The sequence below is a fragment of the Streptomyces sp. NPDC005955 genome (genome assembly GCF_042871255.1).
Classification (GTDB): domain Bacteria; phylum Actinomycetota; class Actinomycetes; order Streptomycetales; family Streptomycetaceae; genus Streptomyces.
The window spans coordinates 160,981-177,937 of record NZ_JBIAIF010000004.1; the positions used below are offsets into that span (position 1 = coordinate 160,981).

The 16,957-nt window shown below is 72.1% G+C and carries 14 protein-coding genes; 10 read left to right on the forward strand and 4 right to left on the reverse strand.

Annotated elements, in window-relative coordinates; genetic code table 11:
* Window positions 1-2 precede the first annotated feature (2 nt).
* From ACFYOU_RS12455 to ACFYOU_RS12465, 3 genes are read right to left on the reverse strand one after another with little or no spacing between them, the layout of a single operon-like run.
* Complete coding sequence (locus ACFYOU_RS12455) at window positions 3-848, reverse strand: amidohydrolase family protein (protein ID WP_391305183.1); 846 nt, start codon at window positions 846-848, stop codon at window positions 3-5.
* Between the two features lie 58 nt (window positions 849-906).
* The gene (locus ACFYOU_RS12460) at window positions 907-2,094 is read right to left on the reverse strand and encodes an enolase C-terminal domain-like protein (RefSeq protein WP_391305185.1); all 1,188 of its coding nucleotides are present in this window, start codon (window positions 2,092-2,094) and stop codon (window positions 907-909) included.
* Entirely contained in the window at window positions 2,094-3,461 is a 1,368-nt protein-coding gene (locus ACFYOU_RS12465) for an aspartate aminotransferase family protein (protein ID WP_389771261.1), read from the reverse strand. Before ACFYOU_RS12465 ends, ACFYOU_RS12460 begins: the two co-directional genes overlap by 1 nt.
* Window positions 3,462-3,745: 284 nt before the next feature.
* Here ACFYOU_RS12465 and ACFYOU_RS12470 point away from each other — a divergent pair, with 284 nt between their 5' ends.
* From ACFYOU_RS12470 to ACFYOU_RS12515, 10 genes are all read left to right on the forward strand, one after another.
* Window positions 3,746-4,606, forward strand: coding sequence for an IclR family transcriptional regulator C-terminal domain-containing protein (locus ACFYOU_RS12470; protein WP_391305187.1), 861 nt, complete (start codon window positions 3,746-3,748; stop codon window positions 4,604-4,606).
* Between the two features lie 477 nt (window positions 4,607-5,083).
* Window positions 5,084-7,228: a peptidase C14 gene (locus ACFYOU_RS12475; RefSeq protein WP_391305189.1), complete on the forward strand. Its 2,145-nt coding sequence runs from the start codon at window positions 5,084-5,086 to the stop codon at window positions 7,226-7,228.
* A gap of 54 nt (window positions 7,229-7,282) precedes the next feature.
* Window positions 7,283-8,539, forward strand: coding sequence for a Gfo/Idh/MocA family oxidoreductase (locus ACFYOU_RS12480; protein ID WP_391305192.1), 1,257 nt, complete (start codon window positions 7,283-7,285; stop codon window positions 8,537-8,539).
* A 111-nt stretch (window positions 8,540-8,650) separates the two neighbouring features.
* Window positions 8,651-9,928, forward strand: coding sequence for an extracellular solute-binding protein (locus ACFYOU_RS12485; protein ID WP_391305193.1), 1,278 nt, complete (start codon window positions 8,651-8,653; stop codon window positions 9,926-9,928).
* Between the two features lie 144 nt (window positions 9,929-10,072).
* Window positions 10,073-10,978 (forward strand): carbohydrate ABC transporter permease, encoded by a 906-nt coding sequence (locus ACFYOU_RS12490; protein ID WP_389771246.1) that lies wholly within the window; start codon window positions 10,073-10,075, stop codon window positions 10,976-10,978.
* Between the two features lie 2 nt (window positions 10,979-10,980).
* Window positions 10,981-11,937 carry an ABC transporter permease subunit gene (locus ACFYOU_RS12495; RefSeq protein ID WP_391305196.1) on the forward strand — a complete coding sequence of 319 codons (957 nt, stop codon included), beginning with the start codon at window positions 10,981-10,983 and terminating at the stop codon, window positions 11,935-11,937.
* Between the two features lie 6 nt (window positions 11,938-11,943).
* Entirely contained in the window at window positions 11,944-12,972 is a 1,029-nt protein-coding gene (locus ACFYOU_RS12500; protein WP_391305198.1) for an NAD-dependent epimerase/dehydratase family protein, read from the forward strand.
* Between the two features lie 121 nt (window positions 12,973-13,093).
* Window positions 13,094-14,122 carry a dihydrodipicolinate synthase family protein gene (locus ACFYOU_RS12505; RefSeq protein WP_389771237.1) on the forward strand — a complete coding sequence of 343 codons (1,029 nt, stop codon included), beginning with the start codon at window positions 13,094-13,096 and terminating at the stop codon, window positions 14,120-14,122.
* Window positions 14,106-15,131 (forward strand): NAD(P)-dependent oxidoreductase, encoded by a 1,026-nt coding sequence (locus ACFYOU_RS12510; protein WP_391305199.1) that lies wholly within the window; start codon window positions 14,106-14,108, stop codon window positions 15,129-15,131. Before ACFYOU_RS12505 ends, ACFYOU_RS12510 begins: the two co-directional genes overlap by 17 nt.
* A 69-nt stretch (window positions 15,132-15,200) precedes the next feature.
* The gene (locus ACFYOU_RS12515) at window positions 15,201-16,052 is read left to right on the forward strand and encodes a fumarylacetoacetate hydrolase family protein (RefSeq protein WP_391305200.1); all 852 of its coding nucleotides are present in this window, start codon (window positions 15,201-15,203) and stop codon (window positions 16,050-16,052) included.
* Window positions 16,053-16,109: 57 nt separating this feature from the next.
* On the opposite strand, the gene ACFYOU_RS12520 is transcribed toward ACFYOU_RS12515, so the two are convergent.
* Complete coding sequence (locus ACFYOU_RS12520; RefSeq protein ID WP_389771383.1) at window positions 16,110-16,907, reverse strand: SAM-dependent methyltransferase; 798 nt, start codon at window positions 16,905-16,907, stop codon at window positions 16,110-16,112.
* Window positions 16,908-16,957: the final 50 nt, after the last annotated feature.

Sequence of the window (16,957 nt, forward strand, 5' to 3'; positions counted from 1 at the left end):
GGTCAGCCGGTGAGGCCGAGCAGGGGCAGCGCATCGCGGTGGATCAGCTTCTCCACCTCGTCCCGGTCGAGGGGCGGCAGACCGGGGATGCCGGGGACGTCCGCCACGGCCCGGAGCCCGGCGACGGAGTCGTCCACGGTGGTGAACGGGTAGTCGCTGCCGAACAGCAGCTTGTCCCAGACCCCGTAGTCCTGGACGAGCCGCAGGCTGTGCCAGAGCTGGAAGGGGCGGTAGTGCAGCGCGCTGACGTCCGCGTAGACGTGCGGGTGCTTGCGGATGACCGCGATGCACTCGCCCTCGAAGGGGTGGCCGAGGTGGGCGAGGACCATGCGGAGTTCGGGGTGGCGGATGGCGACCGCGTCGAGGTGGCGCGGCATCGCGTACTCCAGGGGCGCCGCCGACACGAAGGTGGTCCCCGTGTGGACGAGCAGCGGCAGCGCGTGCCGCTGCGCGTAGGCGTAGAGCTCGTCGTAGGCCGGGTCGGCGGGGTCGAACCCGGCGTACATCGGCATGAGTTTGATGCCGCGCAGTCCGAGTTCCTGGTGCCCGTACCGGAGTTCGTCCTGCCATCCGGGTTGGGTGGGGTCGATCGAGAGGTAGCCGATGAGCCGGTCGGGGTGGGCGGCGGTGTAGGCGGCGACGGCCGCGTCGTCCACCCACAGGCCGCTGCGGCGGGCCTTGCCGCCGACGACGACGGTGCGGGTGCCCTCGGGGGCGGTGGCGGCGTACGCCTCCCAGTCGACCGTCAGGTCCACCTCGCCGGCGTGCGCCCGCGCGGAGTCGGAGGCGAAGGGGTCGCCGATGTCGTGGTGGTGCCGGAACAGGTGGGAGTGGACGTCGGTGATCATGACGGCCGCCTCCGCGTCGACGGCCGCGGCCCGACGGGGCCGTGCGCTGCGGGTTCCGTCATGTGCGGTTCCTCTTCTCCCAGCCGTCTTCGAACATGTTCCAGAACCGGTGGGTCGGCGGGTGTTCCGCGAAGACCTCGTCCACGAGCTCGACGCCGAGGCCGGGCGCGGTCGGCAGGCCGATGTGCCCGTCCACGAGGGGGAGGGTGCCCTTGAGGGCGTGGAAGACGTGGTCCTCCAGCAGACCGTCGAAGGTCTCCAGGATCTTGAGGTTGGGGATGCCGAGGGCCGCATGGACGGACGCGGTGGTGCACAGCGGCGAGTTGGAGTTGTGCGGGGCGACGAGCATGCCGTGGGCGTCGGCGATGGCGGCGATCTTGCGGACCTCGGTGAACCCGCCCGCCATCGACAGGTCGGGCTGGACGATGTCGACGGCCGCGGTGGCGAAGAGCTGTTTGTACTCGTAGCGGTTGTGGAAGTGCTCGCCGCCGGAGATCGGGAAGGCGGCCCGCTGCCGCAGTTCCGCGTACCGCTCGATGTGGGTCCACGGCATCGGCTCCTCGAACCAGCCGATGTCGAAGGGTTCGAGGGCGTGGACCAGTCGGCTCGCGGTGGGCATGGCGAAGCGGGCGTGGCCCTCGACGAAGAGGTCGACCTCCGGGCCGATCGCCTCGCGCACGGCGGCGACGAGGTCGAGGGAGCGGCGCAGTTCGGCGCGTTCCAGTTCGTGCAGGCCGGGGCCGAAGGGGTCGAACTTGAGGGCGGTGAAGCCCTTGGCGACGGTGGCCCGGGCCTTGGCGGCGAAGACGTCCGGGTCGCGTTCGCCGTTGTACCAGCCGTTGGCGTAGACCCGGACCCGGTCCCGGCAGGCGCCCCCGGTGAGCCGGTAGGCGGGCACCCCGAGGGCCTTGCCCATCAGGTCGTACATGGCCTGGTCGAGGCCGGACAGGGCGATGCCGCCCATGTCTCCGCCGCGCAGGAAGTCGCCCTGGTAGAGCCGGAGCCAGACCTCCTCGACGTCGAAGGGGTCGGCGCCGATCAGATGGCGGCGGGCGAGGGATTCGGTGAGGGCGCAGACCTCGGCGCCCCGGTACGGGTGGGTGATCTCGCCGATGCCCGACAGTCCCTCGTCGGTGTGGACGCGGACGTAGCCGAAGTCGCGCCAGGCGGTACCGAGCATCAGGGTCTCGACGCGGCTGATCCGTCCGGCGGGGCCGGCGGGGCGGGAGGTGTTGACGGTGAGCATCAGCGGACCGCCCCGCCCATGGTGGAGGCGTTCTCCAGGTCGCGGGCGCCCCCGTCGGCGAGGACGGCCCGTACGGCGGCCTCGGTGCCTTCGAGCAGCCGGTCGACGTCCGCATCGGTGTGTGCGTAGCTGAGGTGGCTGCGCTTGAGGTTGAGCGGGAGTTCGAACAGTCCGTGGTCGAGAAGGCGGCGGCGGTAGCCGACGAAGAGGGTCGCGTCGTTGGCGAGGAGGTCGTCGTAGGTGCGCGGGGCGTCGCCCGGCATGAAGTAGGTGACGAACACGGAGCCGTGGCCGGTGACGACGACGGGCACGCCGAGCCGCTGGTACACCTCCCTCAGCCCGGTGCGGACCCGCTCGCCGAGGCGGTGGACGTGGTCGTGGACGGGTTCCGTGCGGAGCTTGTGCACGGTGGCGAGGGCCGCGGCGACCACGGAGGGGTGGCCGTTGTAGGTGCCGGCGAAGAAGGCGGGGGCACCGGGGCGGGTGGAGAACAGGTCCATGAGGTCGGCGCGTCCCCCGATGGCGCCGACCGGGGCGCCGTTGGCGATGGCCTTGCCGAGGGTGGTGAGGTCGGGGGTGACCCCGCTGATCGACTGCCAGCCGCCGAGCGCGTGGCGGAAGCCGGTGATCACCTCGTCGAAGACGAGGACGCTGCCCGCCCTGGTGGTCTCCTCGCGCAGGGTGCTCAGGAACTCCGGGTACGGCAGGAGGGTGCCGACGTTGTGCGGAACGGGTTCGACGATGACCGCGGCGATGTCGTGGCCGTGTTCGGCGAAGGTGCGGCGGACGGCCTCGCTGTCGTTGAACGGCAGCACCAGGGTGGCGTCCAGCACCTCGGGGAGGATGCCGGTGGAGATCGGATCGTGACGGCCGACCTTCTCGGGTGCGGAGATGACGTTGAGACTGACCGAGTCGTGCCACCCGTGGTAACAGCCCTGGAACTTGACGATCAGGCGGCGTCCGGTGGCGGCGCGGGAGACCCGTAGCGCGTGGAAGGTGGCCTCGCTGCCGGTGCTGGTGAGGAGGACCTTCTCCACGGAGGGGATCAGCTCGGTGAGTTGTTCGGCGAGTTGGACCTCGCCCTCCGTCACCCCGACGCCCAGATGGCCGATGCGGGCGCCGGCCTCGGCGGTGGCGCGGGCCACGTCGGGGTCGTTGTGGCCGAGCAGCGGGGGACCGAAGGCGGCGTGGAAGTCGGTGTACTCGCGGCCGTCGGCGTCCCGGAACCGGGCGCCCGAGGTCGCGGTGACGACGAGGTCGGCGAGTCCGGGAACGCTGCGCTGGCCGCTGTTCACGCCGCCGGGCACGACCTTGCGGGCGCGCTCGGCGATCCGGGCTCCGGAGGTGGTGTCCGGGCCTGAACTCATGGTGCTTGCTCCTTGCGTCGAGAGTCGTCGGGTGCGGAGGCCCTGCCCGGCCTTCGCACCCCGGCGCCATCCGCCCGGCAGTCGCCGCAGGAAGTGGGTCGGTTCGTTCGGTGGAGCTGTGCGATCTGTACGGCTTGCCGTGCAGATCGGATGAGATGGTGCGGTGAATTTTCAGAACACCGTTCTGTGATGCAGAACAGTTCCTGAAGGTTACGACCGCCACTCCCCTCGGTCAACCCCTTTCGCCCCCATGACCCCCTCCACTACGGCTAAGCTGTTCGGTCATGACGAACAGAGCTGGTCCGGACGAGCCGAAGTACTGGGTGAAGAGCGTCGCCAGGGCCGCCGATCTCCTGGAAGTCCTCGCCACCCCCGCACCCGGCAACGGGCTGAGCGTCACGGAGGTGGCGCAGATCTGCGGCATCTCCAAGAGCGCGGCCTTCGGCACCCTCCAGACCCTGCGCGCGTACGGCCTCGTCTCCGACGACGGCGAGGGCATGAACCGGCGGTACCGGCTCGGCATGGGACTCGCCCGCCTCGGCGACCGGGCCCGCGCCCAGGTCTCCCTCCGAGGGGTCGCCCACCCCGTGCTGCGGGAGTTGACCCGGCTGACCGGCATGGCCTCCCGACTCGCCGTGCCGGAGGACGGACACGCGGTGGTGGTCGACCAGGTCGAGCTGGACCACCGGGTCCGGCTGGACCTGCGGATGGGGCAGCGCGAGCTCCCCCACTGCACCGGCCTCGGCAAGGCCCTGCTGTCCGCGGTGCCCGCGGCCGAGGCCGCCGCCGTGATCGAACGTCACGGACTGCCCCGCCGCACCCCCCGCACCATCACGGACCCCGCGACGTTCCTCGCGCACCTGCGGGACATCGCACGGGTCGGCTACGCGCTCGACGACGAGGAGGACGCCGAGGGCATCCTCTGCATCGGCGCACCCGTCCGCGACGACCACGGCACGTGCGTGGGGGCGATCAGCATCACGGGGCTGAAGCTCGGACTGCCCGCGTGGCGCTACCAGGAGCTGGGCGGGCAGGTGCGGGACGCCGCCGAGCAGATCAGTACGGCACTGGGCTGGGCCGCGCCGGACCAGGACGACGACACGGGCCGGGCGGACCGGCCGGCCGACCCGCCCGTGCACCCCTGACCTGACCGAACCGGCCGCACACCGGGCCGACCCGCGCACACTCCACCCCCTCGCCCCCTCACGCCCCCACGCCCCCAGGCCCCCAGGCCCCCAGGCCCCCACGGCACGCTGCCCCGGCCGCGCGATCGGCCGCGCCGGCCAACGCGGGGGCGTCCGCGCCGCGCCCTGCACGACCGTTCCGCCCCGGTACCGCTGCGCCCCCACCGAGGTCACCCGGGCGGAAAGTCGTCGCGAACGACCCCTTGACCTCCCGTCGAACCGGCACGTACGTTCCTGCCATCCGCCGGGACGTTCCCGTCACCGGCCCCGCATCTGCGCACGAATCCCCTCCCGGGCCCTGCCCTTCCGTCCGGGAACCCCTCTGTTCGTCCTTCAGAGGGCGCTCTCTTCGAGCCATCCGCCGTATCGGCAGTCCACCCGCAGGAACGCTCCCTTTCCGTCCGGTTCCCCGGCATTCCCCGGAAGGCGAAGTCCGCGATGAGCGTTCCGCACCACCCGAACACCGCACGCCGCAACCTGCTGCGCGCCTCCGGCATCGCCGGTCTGGCCGTCGCGGGCACGGCAGCCGCCACCGCACCGGCCCACGCCAAGTCCGCCAAGGACGCCACCCTGCACGTCGCCACCGTCGCGGAACTCCGCGCCCTGTTCCCCAGGTCCCTGCGCGCCGACGCCGTGGTGGTCGTCGCGGGGTACCACCGGGCGGGCGACGGAGGGACCTTCGCGGCCCGCTGGGACGACGGGTCGACCGCTCCCCACAACGGCGGCACCGTCATCGCCCCCGCCACCAGGCGCCCCGGCGCCGGTCGCTGGCTACAACTCCACACCGGCGTCCTCGACTTCCGCACCTTCGGCCACTTCGACGCCGACGAGCCGGCCGACGACGCGCTCGACGCCATGGTCGAGGACCCCACCGTCCACCGCGTCGAGGCCCACACCCCGCTCCTCCTCCAGCGGCGGCACACCTTCACCCGCTCCCACATCGAACTGGACTTCCACGGCAACCGCCTGCACACCCGGGGCACCGAGAAGAACACCCACGACAACCCCTTCGGCGCCACCCTCGCCTTCCGCGGCCGGACCACCGACGACACCCACGGCCACCGACTGACCGCCGCGATGCCCGACCTCTCCGACGTCTTCGAGGTCGGCGACTCCGGCCGCTTCGCCGTCGGACAGTGGTGGGCCGTCGAGGTCAACGCCCTCGCCGGACGGTGGGAGCGCGAAGTCCAGCGGCTGGTGCAGGTGACGCAGATCGTCGACGGTTCCCGCATCCGGGTGAACTACCAGATCGGCTGGGACCTCGCGGCGGGGCGCACCCTCAGTTGGACCCGCATCGAACCGGTGGACCGCGCCCACGTCCGCAACCTGGTCTTCGAAGGCGCGGGCGACGACCAGTACACCGGCACCCACCCCGTCTCCTACGAGTACGCGGTGCGCTGCGACGTCTCCGGGATCGAGGCGACGGGCACCTTCTGGCCGGTCGTGATGCGCCGCTGGTGCACCCACTTCCGCACCGAGCGCTGTTCGCTCACCAATCCCAAGTCGGTCACGTACGGCGGCGCCGGATACCTGACCCAGCAGATCTACTGCCTGTACGGGCACGTGACGGACTGCCACGTGTCCAACGCGCGCCACCTCAACGACTTCACGGCCTCGGCCTACTGCTACGTCACCAACTGTCACGGCGACGGCGACGACCAGGGGCCGTTCGTCACCCACGGCCAGTACGAGCACGATCTCGTCTACACCGGCAACTCGGGGTTGATGACCTTCGCCAACTCCGGGGCGGCCTGGGGCGGAGCGGCCAAGCGGATCACCGTACGGCGCCACTCCTGCTCCTGGTTCGTGGCCCGGGTCAAGGTCACCGACCTGACCCTGGAGGACGTGACCGTCATCGGCAAGAAGTCCCTGGCCGGTTCGGGGATGCTGTGGGTGAACGCGGACGGCGTGCAACTGCGCGGGTGCACCGCCAGCGGTCCGCTGATCGTCTCCCAGGCGTCCCGGCGGTCCGCGCGGCCGAACGTCATCGCGGACTCGTCCTTCGCCCTCGGCCCGGGCGCCGAGGTCACCCGGGCCGAGGTGACGACGCCCCTGACGCTGGAGCGGGTGACCCTCACCGGGGTCGGCGGCGCCGCGTTCAAGGGCACCGGACGGCTCACCCTGGACCACTGCGAGCTGACCGGCGCACCGGACGCCGCACCCGCCACGTACGCGCACTCCGAGGTGCACGTCGAGGGCGGACGCCTCACCGACACCGGGATCCGGTTGACCGGAGCCGGGGACCAGACGCTACGGATCGACGGCGCCCGGCTGACCGGCACCACCAAGGACGGCGCGTTGTTGTCCCGCGCGGGCGCCGACCGCACCGTCACCTGGCGGCTCGGCGGCGTCGAGTCCACCGCCCCGGACGGCACCGCCCACGTCCAGCTCACCGACGGGGTCAACCGGTACCGCGCGCACGGCTGCGCCTTCACCGGTGGACGGCTCGAACTGCGCCCGGGCGCCTTCGGCGACGGCGGCCACCTGCTGCACACCGGGTGCGTCGAGGACGGCACGGAACGCACCGCGCTGCCCGACGAGGGCCCCGCGGTGTCCCACGGCACGGGCAATCTGCGCCCCTGAACCCCGCGGCCCGCCCGGCGCCCGCCCACCGCCCCACCGAACCAGGGAACTCCTGTGCCCACGCATACCCCGATCACCGACCGACCGGTGCGCGTCGCCCTCGTGGGCGCCGGGAACCGCGGCCTCACCTACACCGAGTGGATCAAGGCGAACCCCGAGCGGGCGCAGCTCGTCGCGGTCGCCGACCCCCGTCCGGCGGCACGCGCCGCGGCCGACGCGCCGGTCGAGTTCGACGACTGGCGCCCGCTGGCGGAACAGCGGATCGCGGACGCCGTGATCGTCGCCACCCAGGACCGCGCCCACGTCGAGCCGGTGCTCGCGTTGGCCCGGGCCGGGTACGCGGTCCTCGCCGAGAAGCCCCTGGCGCCGACCGAGGAGGAGACCCGGACCCTGGTCGAGGGGGTGCGGGAGGCGGGGGTGTTGTTCGCCGTCTGTCATGTGATGCGCTACCAGCCGTACACGGACCTGGTGAAGCGGGTCGTGGACTCCGGGGTGCTCGGTCAGTTGGTGTCCCTGGACCACCTGGAGCCGGTCGGCTGGTGGCACTACGCGCACAGCTACGTACGTGGCCCCTGGCGCAGCGAGAAGCACTCCTCGCCGATGCTGCTCGCCAAGTCCTGCCACGACCTCGACTGGATCAGTTACGTCCTGGGCGGCCGGATCGAGGAGGTGGCGAGTTTCGGGGGGCTCGCGCACTTCCGGCCGCAGAACGCACCGGCCGGATCGGCCGAGCGGTGCCTCGACTGCGCGGTGGAAGCCGGTTGCCCGTACAGCGCGTTGAAGCTGTACCTGCCGACGCTGCGCGAGAAGGGCGCGGTGTGGCCGGTCACCCATGTGACGGAGGCGACCGACGAGGCGGGGCTGCTCCGGGCCCTGCGCGAGGGCCCGTACGGGGTGTGCGCGTACCGGTCGGACAACGACGTGGTCGACCACCAGGTGCTGGCCATGCGGCTGTCGGGCGGGGTGACGGCCACCTTCCAGATGGTGGCGTTCACCGAACAGACGCACCGGCAGACCAGGATCTTCGGTTCGCACGGCTGGTTGCGGGGGGACGGCGAGCGGGTGACCGTCCAGGACTTCAGGACCGGCGACACGGTGACGCACGAGCTGGGCGGCAGCGGCTCGAACGCGGCGGACGGGCACGGGGGCGGTGATCCGGCGCTGGTCGAGGCGTTCGTCCGGGCCGTGGCCACCGGCGATCCGGGTGCCGTCCGTTCGGGGACGACGGCCTCGCTCGGCAGTCACCTCGCGGCCTTCGCCGCGGAACGGGCCCGGCACTCGCGGACCGTGCAGACCGTGCCGGCGGGCTGACCGGACCCCCGCGCCCCCTCGCTCCCCCGCTTCGTCCGACACCCCCCGACGCCCCTTCCCGGAAACCTCCCCGCTCCACACCGACGAACAGCAGCCTTCGGAGGCACCCTCATGTCACGTTCCTCTACCGTCCGCACCTCCGCCCGTCGTGGCAGACTCCGGACCGCCGCCGTGCCGGTGGTGTCCACCGCCCTGGCCACCGCCCTGCTCACCGCCTGCGGCGGGGGGAGCGGCGGCAGCGGCGACAAGTCCGTCACGATGTGGACGTACCCGGTGATCTTCGACGAGGCCAAGAACAAGGCGTACTGGGACGGTCTGGTCAAGGAGTTCGAGAAGGCGAACTCCGGCGTCTCGGTGAAGGTGGAGACCTTCCCGTGGGCCAACCGGGACACCGCGCTCGCCACCGCCATCGCCTCCGGCAAGGGCCCGGACGTGGTGTACCTGGTCCCCGACCAGCTGCCGAAGTACGCCAAGAGCATCGTCCCGGCCGACGCGTACATGCCGGCCGACGCCACGTCCGACTACACGGACTTCGCCCTCACCTCCGTGACCGTGGACGGCAAGGCGCTCGGCACCCCGGTGCTGACCAGCGCCAACCCGCTGATCTGCGACAAGCGGGTGTTCGAGGCGATCGGGGAGAGCGCGTACCCGCAGACCTGGGCCGATCTGGAGGGCCTGGCACCGAAGCCGAAGGAGAAGGGCTACTACGCCACCAGTTACAGCGGCGACACCCAGCAGACCCTCAACATGACGTTCTACCCGCTGCTGTGGCAGGCCGGCGGCGACGTGTTCACCGAGGACGGCAAGAAGACCGCGTTCAACGAGGACGCCGGGGTCAAGGCGCTGACGTACCTCAAGGGCCTGGTGGACGGCGGCCACACCGACAAGGACCTGGTGACGACCACGCCGAAGCTGGAGCAGACGCCCGTCGCCAAGGGCAAGGTGGCCTGCACCTGGCAGAACGTGGCGGCCGACGTGGAGCCCTTCTGGGGCAAGGAGAACATCGTCGTCCGACCGCCGCTCAAGGACGCCGAGTCCGTCGGTTACGGCACGGTCGGTGCCCTGTCGATGCTGAAGGGCGCCAACGAGGAGGTCGCCGGCGACTGGATCTCCTTCGTGGCCGAGGCGAAGAACGCGGCCGGTCTGGAGAAGGAGTCCGGGTACTTCCCGGCCCGGAAGTCGGGCGGCGACCTGTACCCGGGCGACGCGCTCCAGAAGGCGGTGGGCGACACCCTGCCGACCATGACGGCGGGACCGCTGCACGACAAGTCCCGTGAGGTGATGGGCGTGTTGGCGCCGGAGATCCAGGCGGCCCTGCTCGGCAAGAAGAGCCCCCGGGACGCGCTGGACGCGGCGGCCAAGGCGGCGGACGCGATGCTCGCCCGCTGACGTCCGCCCGAGCGGGGCGGCCGGGGGCGCGAGCCGCCGCCCCCGCCCCGCCTCTCCTGAGTCCCTACCGGCCGGGCCCCGTACCCGCGGGCCGCCCGGCCCCGTCCTCAGACCTCCCTCCCCCGCACCGCAAGGAGAATCACCGTGGCAGTCGTCGCGGAACGCGCCCGTCGGGGCCGTCTCAGCGGGCCGCTGGCGCGCCGCGAGGCCCGGATCGGCCTGCTGTTCGTCCTCCCCTGCTTCCTGCTCTTCCTGGCCTTCCGGTTCGGTCCGGGTGTCGCCGGCGTGCTGATGAGCTTCACCGACTACTCCCTGACCGGCGGCGGCCAGTTCATCGGCCTCGACAACTTCTCCCGGCTGTGGGACGACCCGCTGTTCTGGCAGGCCCTCCAGGTGACGGTCATGTACACGGCCATCGCGGTGCCCGGCACGCTGCTGATCTCGGTGGCGCTGTCGCTGCTGACCCGGCGGGCCTTCCGCGGGTCCAAGGTCTTCCGGTCGGTGTTCTTCCTCCCGGTGGTCACCTCCCTGGTGCTCGCCGCGACCGTGTTCGTGTGGATCTTCTCCACCGGTGGCCCGTGGTCGACGCTCATGGGATGGCTGGGCCTCTCCGAGGGCTCCTGGCTGTCGGACGACGTCCTCGTCATCCCGGCCCTGGCGCTCGTCGGCGTCTGGTCCCGCTTCGGCTACGGGATGCTCATCCTGCTGGCCCGGATGCAGGACGTCCCCCGGGAGTTGGAGGAGGCCGCCCTCACCGACGGCGCGGGGCCCTGGCAGCGGTTCCGGTACATCGTGCTGCCCCAGCTGAAGCCGACCCTGTTCTTCCTCGCGGTGATCGAGACGACCGCGTCGTTCCAGGTGTTCGACGCCGTCTACACCATGACGGGCGGCGGCCCGGCGAACGCCAGCTACACCCTCGTCTTCCAGCTCTACGACGCGGGCTTCAAGTACTTCGACCTGGGCTACGCGGCCACCATCGGTGTCGCGCTGTTCGTGCTGACCCTGGTGGTCGCGTTCGTGCAGCGGCTCGTGATCGGGAAGGACCAGTGACCATGACCACGACCACCACACCGGTCAAGTCCCCCTCCACCGGGGCCGGAGGGCCGACCGGGAGCAGCGGGGCGAAGCCCGACCGCCGCGGGGAACGCCGGCTGCGCCGGGAGGCCGAGCGCGACGCGGTTCCGCACGCGATGCGCGGAACGCGGGGCGGGCGGATCGGGCGGGCGGTCCTGCTGGGACTCGCGGCGCTCGTCACCGTCTTCCCGTTCTACGCGATGGTCGTGCTGTCCCTGAAGCCGTCCGCCGCCGTCGAGTTCCCCGGCAGTCTGCTGCCCTGGCCGTTGACCGGCGAGGCGTACGACAGCGTGTTCCGTGCGCAGGACGTGCCGCGTTGGGTCTTCAACACCCTCGTCTACTCCCTGGTGTCGGTCGTCGGCACCCTGCTGCTGGCCTCGCTCGCGGGATACGCCTTCGCGAAGAAGCGGTTCCCCGGGCGGGAGGCCATGTTCTGGTCGTTCCTGTCGATGGTGATGGTCCCGTACCACGTGACGATGATCCCCACCTTCGCGATGATCGCGAAGCTGGGCGGGGTCGACACGTACTGGGGTCTGATCGTGCCGACCCTCGCCAACGCACAGGCGGTCTTCCTGATGCGGCAGTTCATCAAGGGGCTGCCCGACGAACTGTTCGAGGCGGCGCGCCTGGACGGCTGCAACGAGTGGCAGATCTTCCGGCGGATCGTGTTGCCGCTGCTCAAACCGATCCTCGCCACGCTCGGCGTCTTCGTCTTCCTGTGGCACTGGAACGACTTCCTGTGGCCCCTGGTCATCGGCCAGTCCACCGACATGCGGACCCTCACCGTCGGCATCGCCTCGCTCCAGCAGCAGAACGTGCCGCTCAACGTGGTCCTGTCCGGCTCCGTCATCGCGTTCGTGCCCATCTTCGCCGCCTATCTGGTGGGCCAGCGCTACTTCACCGAGGGCGTCACGGCGTCCGGAATCAAGGGATAGCACTCCATGTTCACCGACGAGGCGGCGCTCGAAGAGCGCCTCGCCACCCCTTCTCCCGCCCTCGTCGCGGATCTCGCCCGACTGGACGGCGATCTGCTGGTGCTCGGCGCGGGCGGCAAGATGGGCCCCAGCCTGTGCCGGCTGGCGCGCCGCGCACTGGACGCGGCCGGACGCACCGACACGGTGGTCCACGCGGTGTCGCGCTGGTCCGACCCGGCCGCCGCCCGCGTGTCGGCGGCCGACGGGGTGCGGACCGTGGCCTTCGACCTGATGGACCCGACGGCCGACCTCGCGGACCTCCCGGACGCGGCGAACATCGTGTTCATGGTCGGCGCCAAGTTCGGTTCGGCCGGGGCGCCCTCGCACGCCTGGGCCGTCAACGCGGCGCTGCCCGACCGGGTGGTGCGGCGCTGGCCGGCCGCCCGGATCGCCGCCTTCTCCACCGGCAACGTCTACCCGCTGGTGCAGGTGACCTCCGGCGGCTGCACCGAGGAGCATCCGGTGGGGCCGGTCGGCGAGTACGCGATGTCCTGTCTGGGGCGGGAGCGGATCTTCGGGCACGCAGCCCTGACCCGCGGCACCCGGGTGGCCCTGATCCGCCTTAACTACGCGGTCGACCTGCGCTACGGGGTCCTCGCCGACATCGCCGTCCGGGTCCGCACGGGCGCAGCCGTCGACGTGCGGACCTCCGCGGTGAACGTGGTGTGGCAGGGATACGCCAACGAGGTGACCCTGCGCTCCCTGCTGCACGCCACCGACGGCGAGGCGTTCACCCTCAACCTCACGGGACCCGAAACGGCCCCGGTCCGACGGATCGCGGACTGGTTCGGCGCCGAGTTCGACACCGCGGCGGTGTACGAGGGCGCGGAGTCCGGGACGGCCCTGCTGTCGGACGCGAGCCGCTGCCACGCCCTCTTCGGCTATCCCGACGTGCCGTTGCGCACCCTGGTCGGCTGGCAGGCCGAGTGGCTGCGCCGCGGACTGCCGTTGTCGGGCAAGCCCACCAAGTTCCAGGTCCGCGACGGAAGGTTCTGAGGCGTTGACGTCCCCCGCCGCGACCCCGCACCCCGCCGCCCCGCACTCCCCCTCCCCGCACCCCACCGCCGGTCGGCCGGCCCCGCCCGACCGGGCCCCGTCCCCCACGGAAGCAGCCCTGATGACCCCCCTGGAAGTCCTCGCCCACGGCACGGTGATCCCGGCCCATCCGCTCGCCCTCGCCACCGGGTCGGACCTGGACGAACGGCGCCAGCGCGCGCTGACCCGCTACTACCTCGCGTCCGGCGCCGGTGGCGTCGCCGTGGCCGTGCACACCACCCAGTTCGAGATCCGGGAGCCCGGCATCGGACTGCTGCGACCCGTGCTGGAGCTCGCCGCGGAAACCGTCGACGCCGAGGCCGGTCGGCCGTTCGTGAAGGTCGCCGGGGCCTGCGGCTACACCGCGCAGGCCGTCGCCGAGGCGGAACTCGCCGCCTCGCTCGGCTACGACGCGGTGCTGTTGAGCCCGGCCGTGCCCGGCGCCGACGAGAAGGGCCTCATCGACCGGGCCCGCGCGGTGGGCGAGGTGTTGCCGGTCATCGGCTTCTACCTCCAGGAGGCGGTCGGCGGCCGGTACCTCTCGCCGGCGTTCTGGTCGGCCTTCACCGACCTGCCGTCGACGGTCGCCGTGAAGATCGCGCCGTTCGACCGCTACCGCACCGCGGACGTCATCCGCGCGGTGGCCGCCGCCGACCGGGCCGACGAGGTGGCCCTGTACACCGGGAACGACGACGACATCATCGGTGACCTCCTGACCCCGTACGCCACGCCCGGCGGGCGCCGTTGGTTCGCGGGCGGGCTGCTCGGCCAGTGGGCGGTGTGGACCCGGTCCGCCGTGGCCCTGCTGGAGGACGTGCGGTCGGCCCGCGCGGGCGACCGGGCGGCCGTGGTGCGGTGCCTGGCCCGCCGGCCCGAGCTGACCGACGCCAACCAGGCGGTGTTCGACGTGCGGGGCGGCTTCCGGGGGTGCATCGCGGGCGTGCACGAGGTGCTGCGCCGCCAGGGGCTGCTGGCGGACACCCGGTGCCTGGACCCCTCGGCCGTCCTGTCGCCCGGGCAGGCCGAGGAACTGACCCGGGTCGCGGCGGCCTACCCCTGGCTGACCGACGACGCGTTCGTCGAGGAGCACCTCGATGACTGGCTCCGCTGATCCGCGCCCCGGCCGCCCCCGGGTCGTGGTGGCCGTGCCGCAGCGACTGCGCGCCCGGTTCTTCGCGGCCGGGACCTGGGCCCGGCTCACCGACCGCGCCGAGGTGACCGTCCTCGACGACCACACCGACCGGGACGCGCTGGCCGCCGCGCTGCCCGGGGCCCGCGCCCTGGTCACGGCCTGGGGCGCGCCCCGCGTCGACGCGGAACTCCTGGACGTGGCGGACCGGTTGGCGCTGGTGGCGCACACCGGGTCGGCGGTCGCGCCGTACGTCACCGAGGAGGTGTTCCGGCGCGGGGTGCGGGTCACCCAGGCCGGCGACGCGATGGCCCGGCCCGTGGCCGAGGTGGCCCTCGCGTTCACCCTGGCCCTGTTGCACCGGGTGCACCGTTTCGACCACGCCCTGCGCACCGGCGCGGACTGGGAGAGCGCGGGGCGGGCACCCGACCGGCACGAGATCCACGGCAGCGCGGTCGGGGTGATCGGCGCCTCGCGGACCGGCCGCGCCTACCTCGCGCTGTGCCGCGCCCTCGGTGCCCGGGTCGCGGTCACCGACCCGTACCTCTCCCCCGCCGGCGCCGAGGAACTGGGCGTGCAACTGCTGCCCTTGGAAGCCCTGTTGGAACGCAGCAGGATCGTGGCGGTGCACGCCCCCGCGACCGGGGAGACCCGACATCTGCTGGGCGCCCGGGAACTGGCCCGGATGCCGGACGGTGCGGGGTTGGTGAACACGGCGCGCTCCTGGCTCGTGGACGAGGACGCGCTCCTGGCCGAGCTGCGCACGGGCCGCCTCGACGCGGCCGTGGACGTCTTCGACGCGGAGCCGCTGCCCGTGCACCATCCGCTGCGCGCCCTGCCGAACGTCCTGTTGACCCCGCACCAGGCGGCGGGCACCGTCGAGTGCCGGCTCCGCCTGGGGTCCAGCGCCGTCGAGGAGGTGGTGCGCCTGCTGGACGGTGCGCCACCGGTCCACGCGGTGGGCCCCGAAGCCCTGGCCCGACTCGACTGAACCGCCCCGCCCCACCGACCACCCGCTCGTCACCCGTCACCCACCCACTCACCCGTTCGGGAGATTCCCATGCGTCTGATGCGCGTCGGCGAACCCGGCCAGGAGCGCCCGGTACTCGCCGGGGCCGACGGCCACCACTACGACCTGTCCCCCCTCACCGACGACATCGACGGGGCGTTCCTCGCCCGGATCACGGACGACCCGTCGCTGGTGTCCGCGGCCGTGCACCGACTGCCCGCCGTCGACGTCACGGGCCTGCGCATCGGCGCGCCGATCGCCCGGCCGTCGGCGGTGCTGTGCATCGGGCAGAACTACGCGGCGCACGCCGCCGAGTCGGGCTCCGCCCCGCCCGAGCAACCGATCCTCTTCTACAAGTCGCCGAACACGGTCGTCGGTCCCCACGACGACGTCCTGATCCCCCGGGGCTCGGAACGCACCGACTGGGAGGTGGAACTCGCGGTGGTCATCGGTCGTCGGGCCGCGTACCTGGACTCCCCCGAGGCGGCCCTCGCGCACCTCGCCGGGTTCACCGTGAGCAATGACGTGTCCGAGCGGGCGTTCCAGTTGGAGGCCTCGGGCGGGCAGTGGTCCAAGGGCAAGTCGTGCGCCACCTTCAACCCGCTCGGCCCGGTCCTGGTGACGCCCGACGAGGTGGGCGATCCGCAGGACCTGCGGCTGCGCTCCTGGGTGAACGGGGAGCCCCGCCAGGACTCGAAGACTGCAGACATGATCTTCTCGGTCGCGGAGATCGTCCACCACCTGTCGCAGTACCTGGTGCTGGAGCCCGGCGACCTGGTCAACACCGGCACCCCGGAGGGGGTCGCCCTGTCCGGGCGCTTCCCCTACCTCGGTGCGGGCGACGTGGTGGAGTTGGAGGTCTCGGGGATCGGGCGGCAGCGCACCGTGTGCCGCCCGGCCTGAACGACCCGGCGTCTCCCGGTCCGAGCACGGCCCGTGCTCGGACCTGCGCAGGGACCGTCAGGGCTTGCGGCCGACACCGCCGTACGCGTCGACCCGCTGCACCGCGGCGCCCGCCGTGTCCGGGCGCCACTCGGTCACCGGCACGATCCCGGGCTCCAGCAGTTCCAGTCCGTCGAAGAAGCCCGTGATCTCGTCCACGGCGCGCACGTGGTAGGGGACGGCGCCGCTGGAGTTGTACGCGTCGGAGGCGGCGATCATGCCCTCGCTGGTGGCGGTGCTGTCGCTGATGACGAGGTAGCTGCCCGACGGCAGGCCCTCCATCAGGGTGGCGACCAGGGAGCGGGCCCGAGCGTGGTCGGCGACGTGTCCGAGGGTGTTGAGGATCATCAGCGCGACGGGCTTGCTGAGGTCCAGCGTCTCCTCGGCGGCCTTCAGCACGGCGGCCGGCTTGTAGAGGTCGGCGTCGAGGTAGTCGGTGCGACCTTCTTCAGTGCTGGTGAGGAGCGCACGGGCGTGGGTGAGCACCAGGGGGTCGTTGTCGACGTAGACGATCCGTGCGTCGGGAGCGACGCGTTGGGCCACCTCATGGGTGTTGTCGGCGGTCGGCAGGCCCGTGCCGACGTCGAGGAACTGGCGTACGCCCCGTTCTCCGGCGAGGTGGTGCACCGTGCGCCCGAGGAACTGGCGGCTGCTGCGCGCCACGTCGACGAGACCGGGGAAGATGTCCTTGATGTGGTCGCCGATTTCGCGATCGACCTCGTAGTTGTCCTTGCCGCCCACGAAGTAGTTCCAAAAGCGCGCCGAGTGCGGCTTGGTGGTGTCGATCCGCGCGCGTATCTCCGCTGCCGCGCGCATCGAGTCACGGTCGGACACGAGGGTGCCTCCTCAAGGAACATGGGCCGGAC

Excerpts from the sequence above, each read along its gene's own strand:
- ACFYOU_RS12455 (WP_391305183.1), bottom strand. The coding sequence starts at position 848 with ATGATCACCGACGTCCACTCCCACCTGTTCCGGCACCACCACGACATC.
- ACFYOU_RS12460 (WP_391305185.1), bottom strand. The coding sequence starts at position 2,094 with ATGCTCACCGTCAACACCTCCCGCCCCGCCGGCCCCGCCGGACGGATC.
- ACFYOU_RS12465 (WP_389771261.1), bottom strand. The coding sequence starts at position 3,461 with ATGAGTTCAGGCCCGGACACCACCTCCGGAGCCCGGATCGCCGAGCGC.
- ACFYOU_RS12470 (WP_391305187.1), top strand. The coding sequence starts at position 3,746 with ATGACGAACAGAGCTGGTCCGGACGAGCCGAAGTACTGGGTGAAGAGC.
- ACFYOU_RS12475 (WP_391305189.1), top strand. The coding sequence starts at position 5,084 with ATGAGCGTTCCGCACCACCCGAACACCGCACGCCGCAACCTGCTGCGC.
- ACFYOU_RS12485 (WP_391305193.1), top strand. The coding sequence starts at position 8,651 with ATGTCACGTTCCTCTACCGTCCGCACCTCCGCCCGTCGTGGCAGACTC.
- ACFYOU_RS12495 (WP_391305196.1), top strand. The coding sequence starts at position 10,981 with ATGACCACGACCACCACACCGGTCAAGTCCCCCTCCACCGGGGCCGGA.
- ACFYOU_RS12500 (WP_391305198.1), top strand. The coding sequence starts at position 11,944 with ATGTTCACCGACGAGGCGGCGCTCGAAGAGCGCCTCGCCACCCCTTCT.
- ACFYOU_RS12505 (WP_389771237.1), top strand. The coding sequence starts at position 13,094 with ATGACCCCCCTGGAAGTCCTCGCCCACGGCACGGTGATCCCGGCCCAT.
- ACFYOU_RS12510 (WP_391305199.1), top strand. The coding sequence starts at position 14,106 with ATGACTGGCTCCGCTGATCCGCGCCCCGGCCGCCCCCGGGTCGTGGTG.
- ACFYOU_RS12515 (WP_391305200.1), top strand. The coding sequence starts at position 15,201 with ATGCGTCTGATGCGCGTCGGCGAACCCGGCCAGGAGCGCCCGGTACTC.
- ACFYOU_RS12520 (WP_389771383.1), bottom strand. The coding sequence starts at position 16,907 with ATGCGCGCGGCAGCGGAGATACGCGCGCGGATCGACACCACCAAGCCG.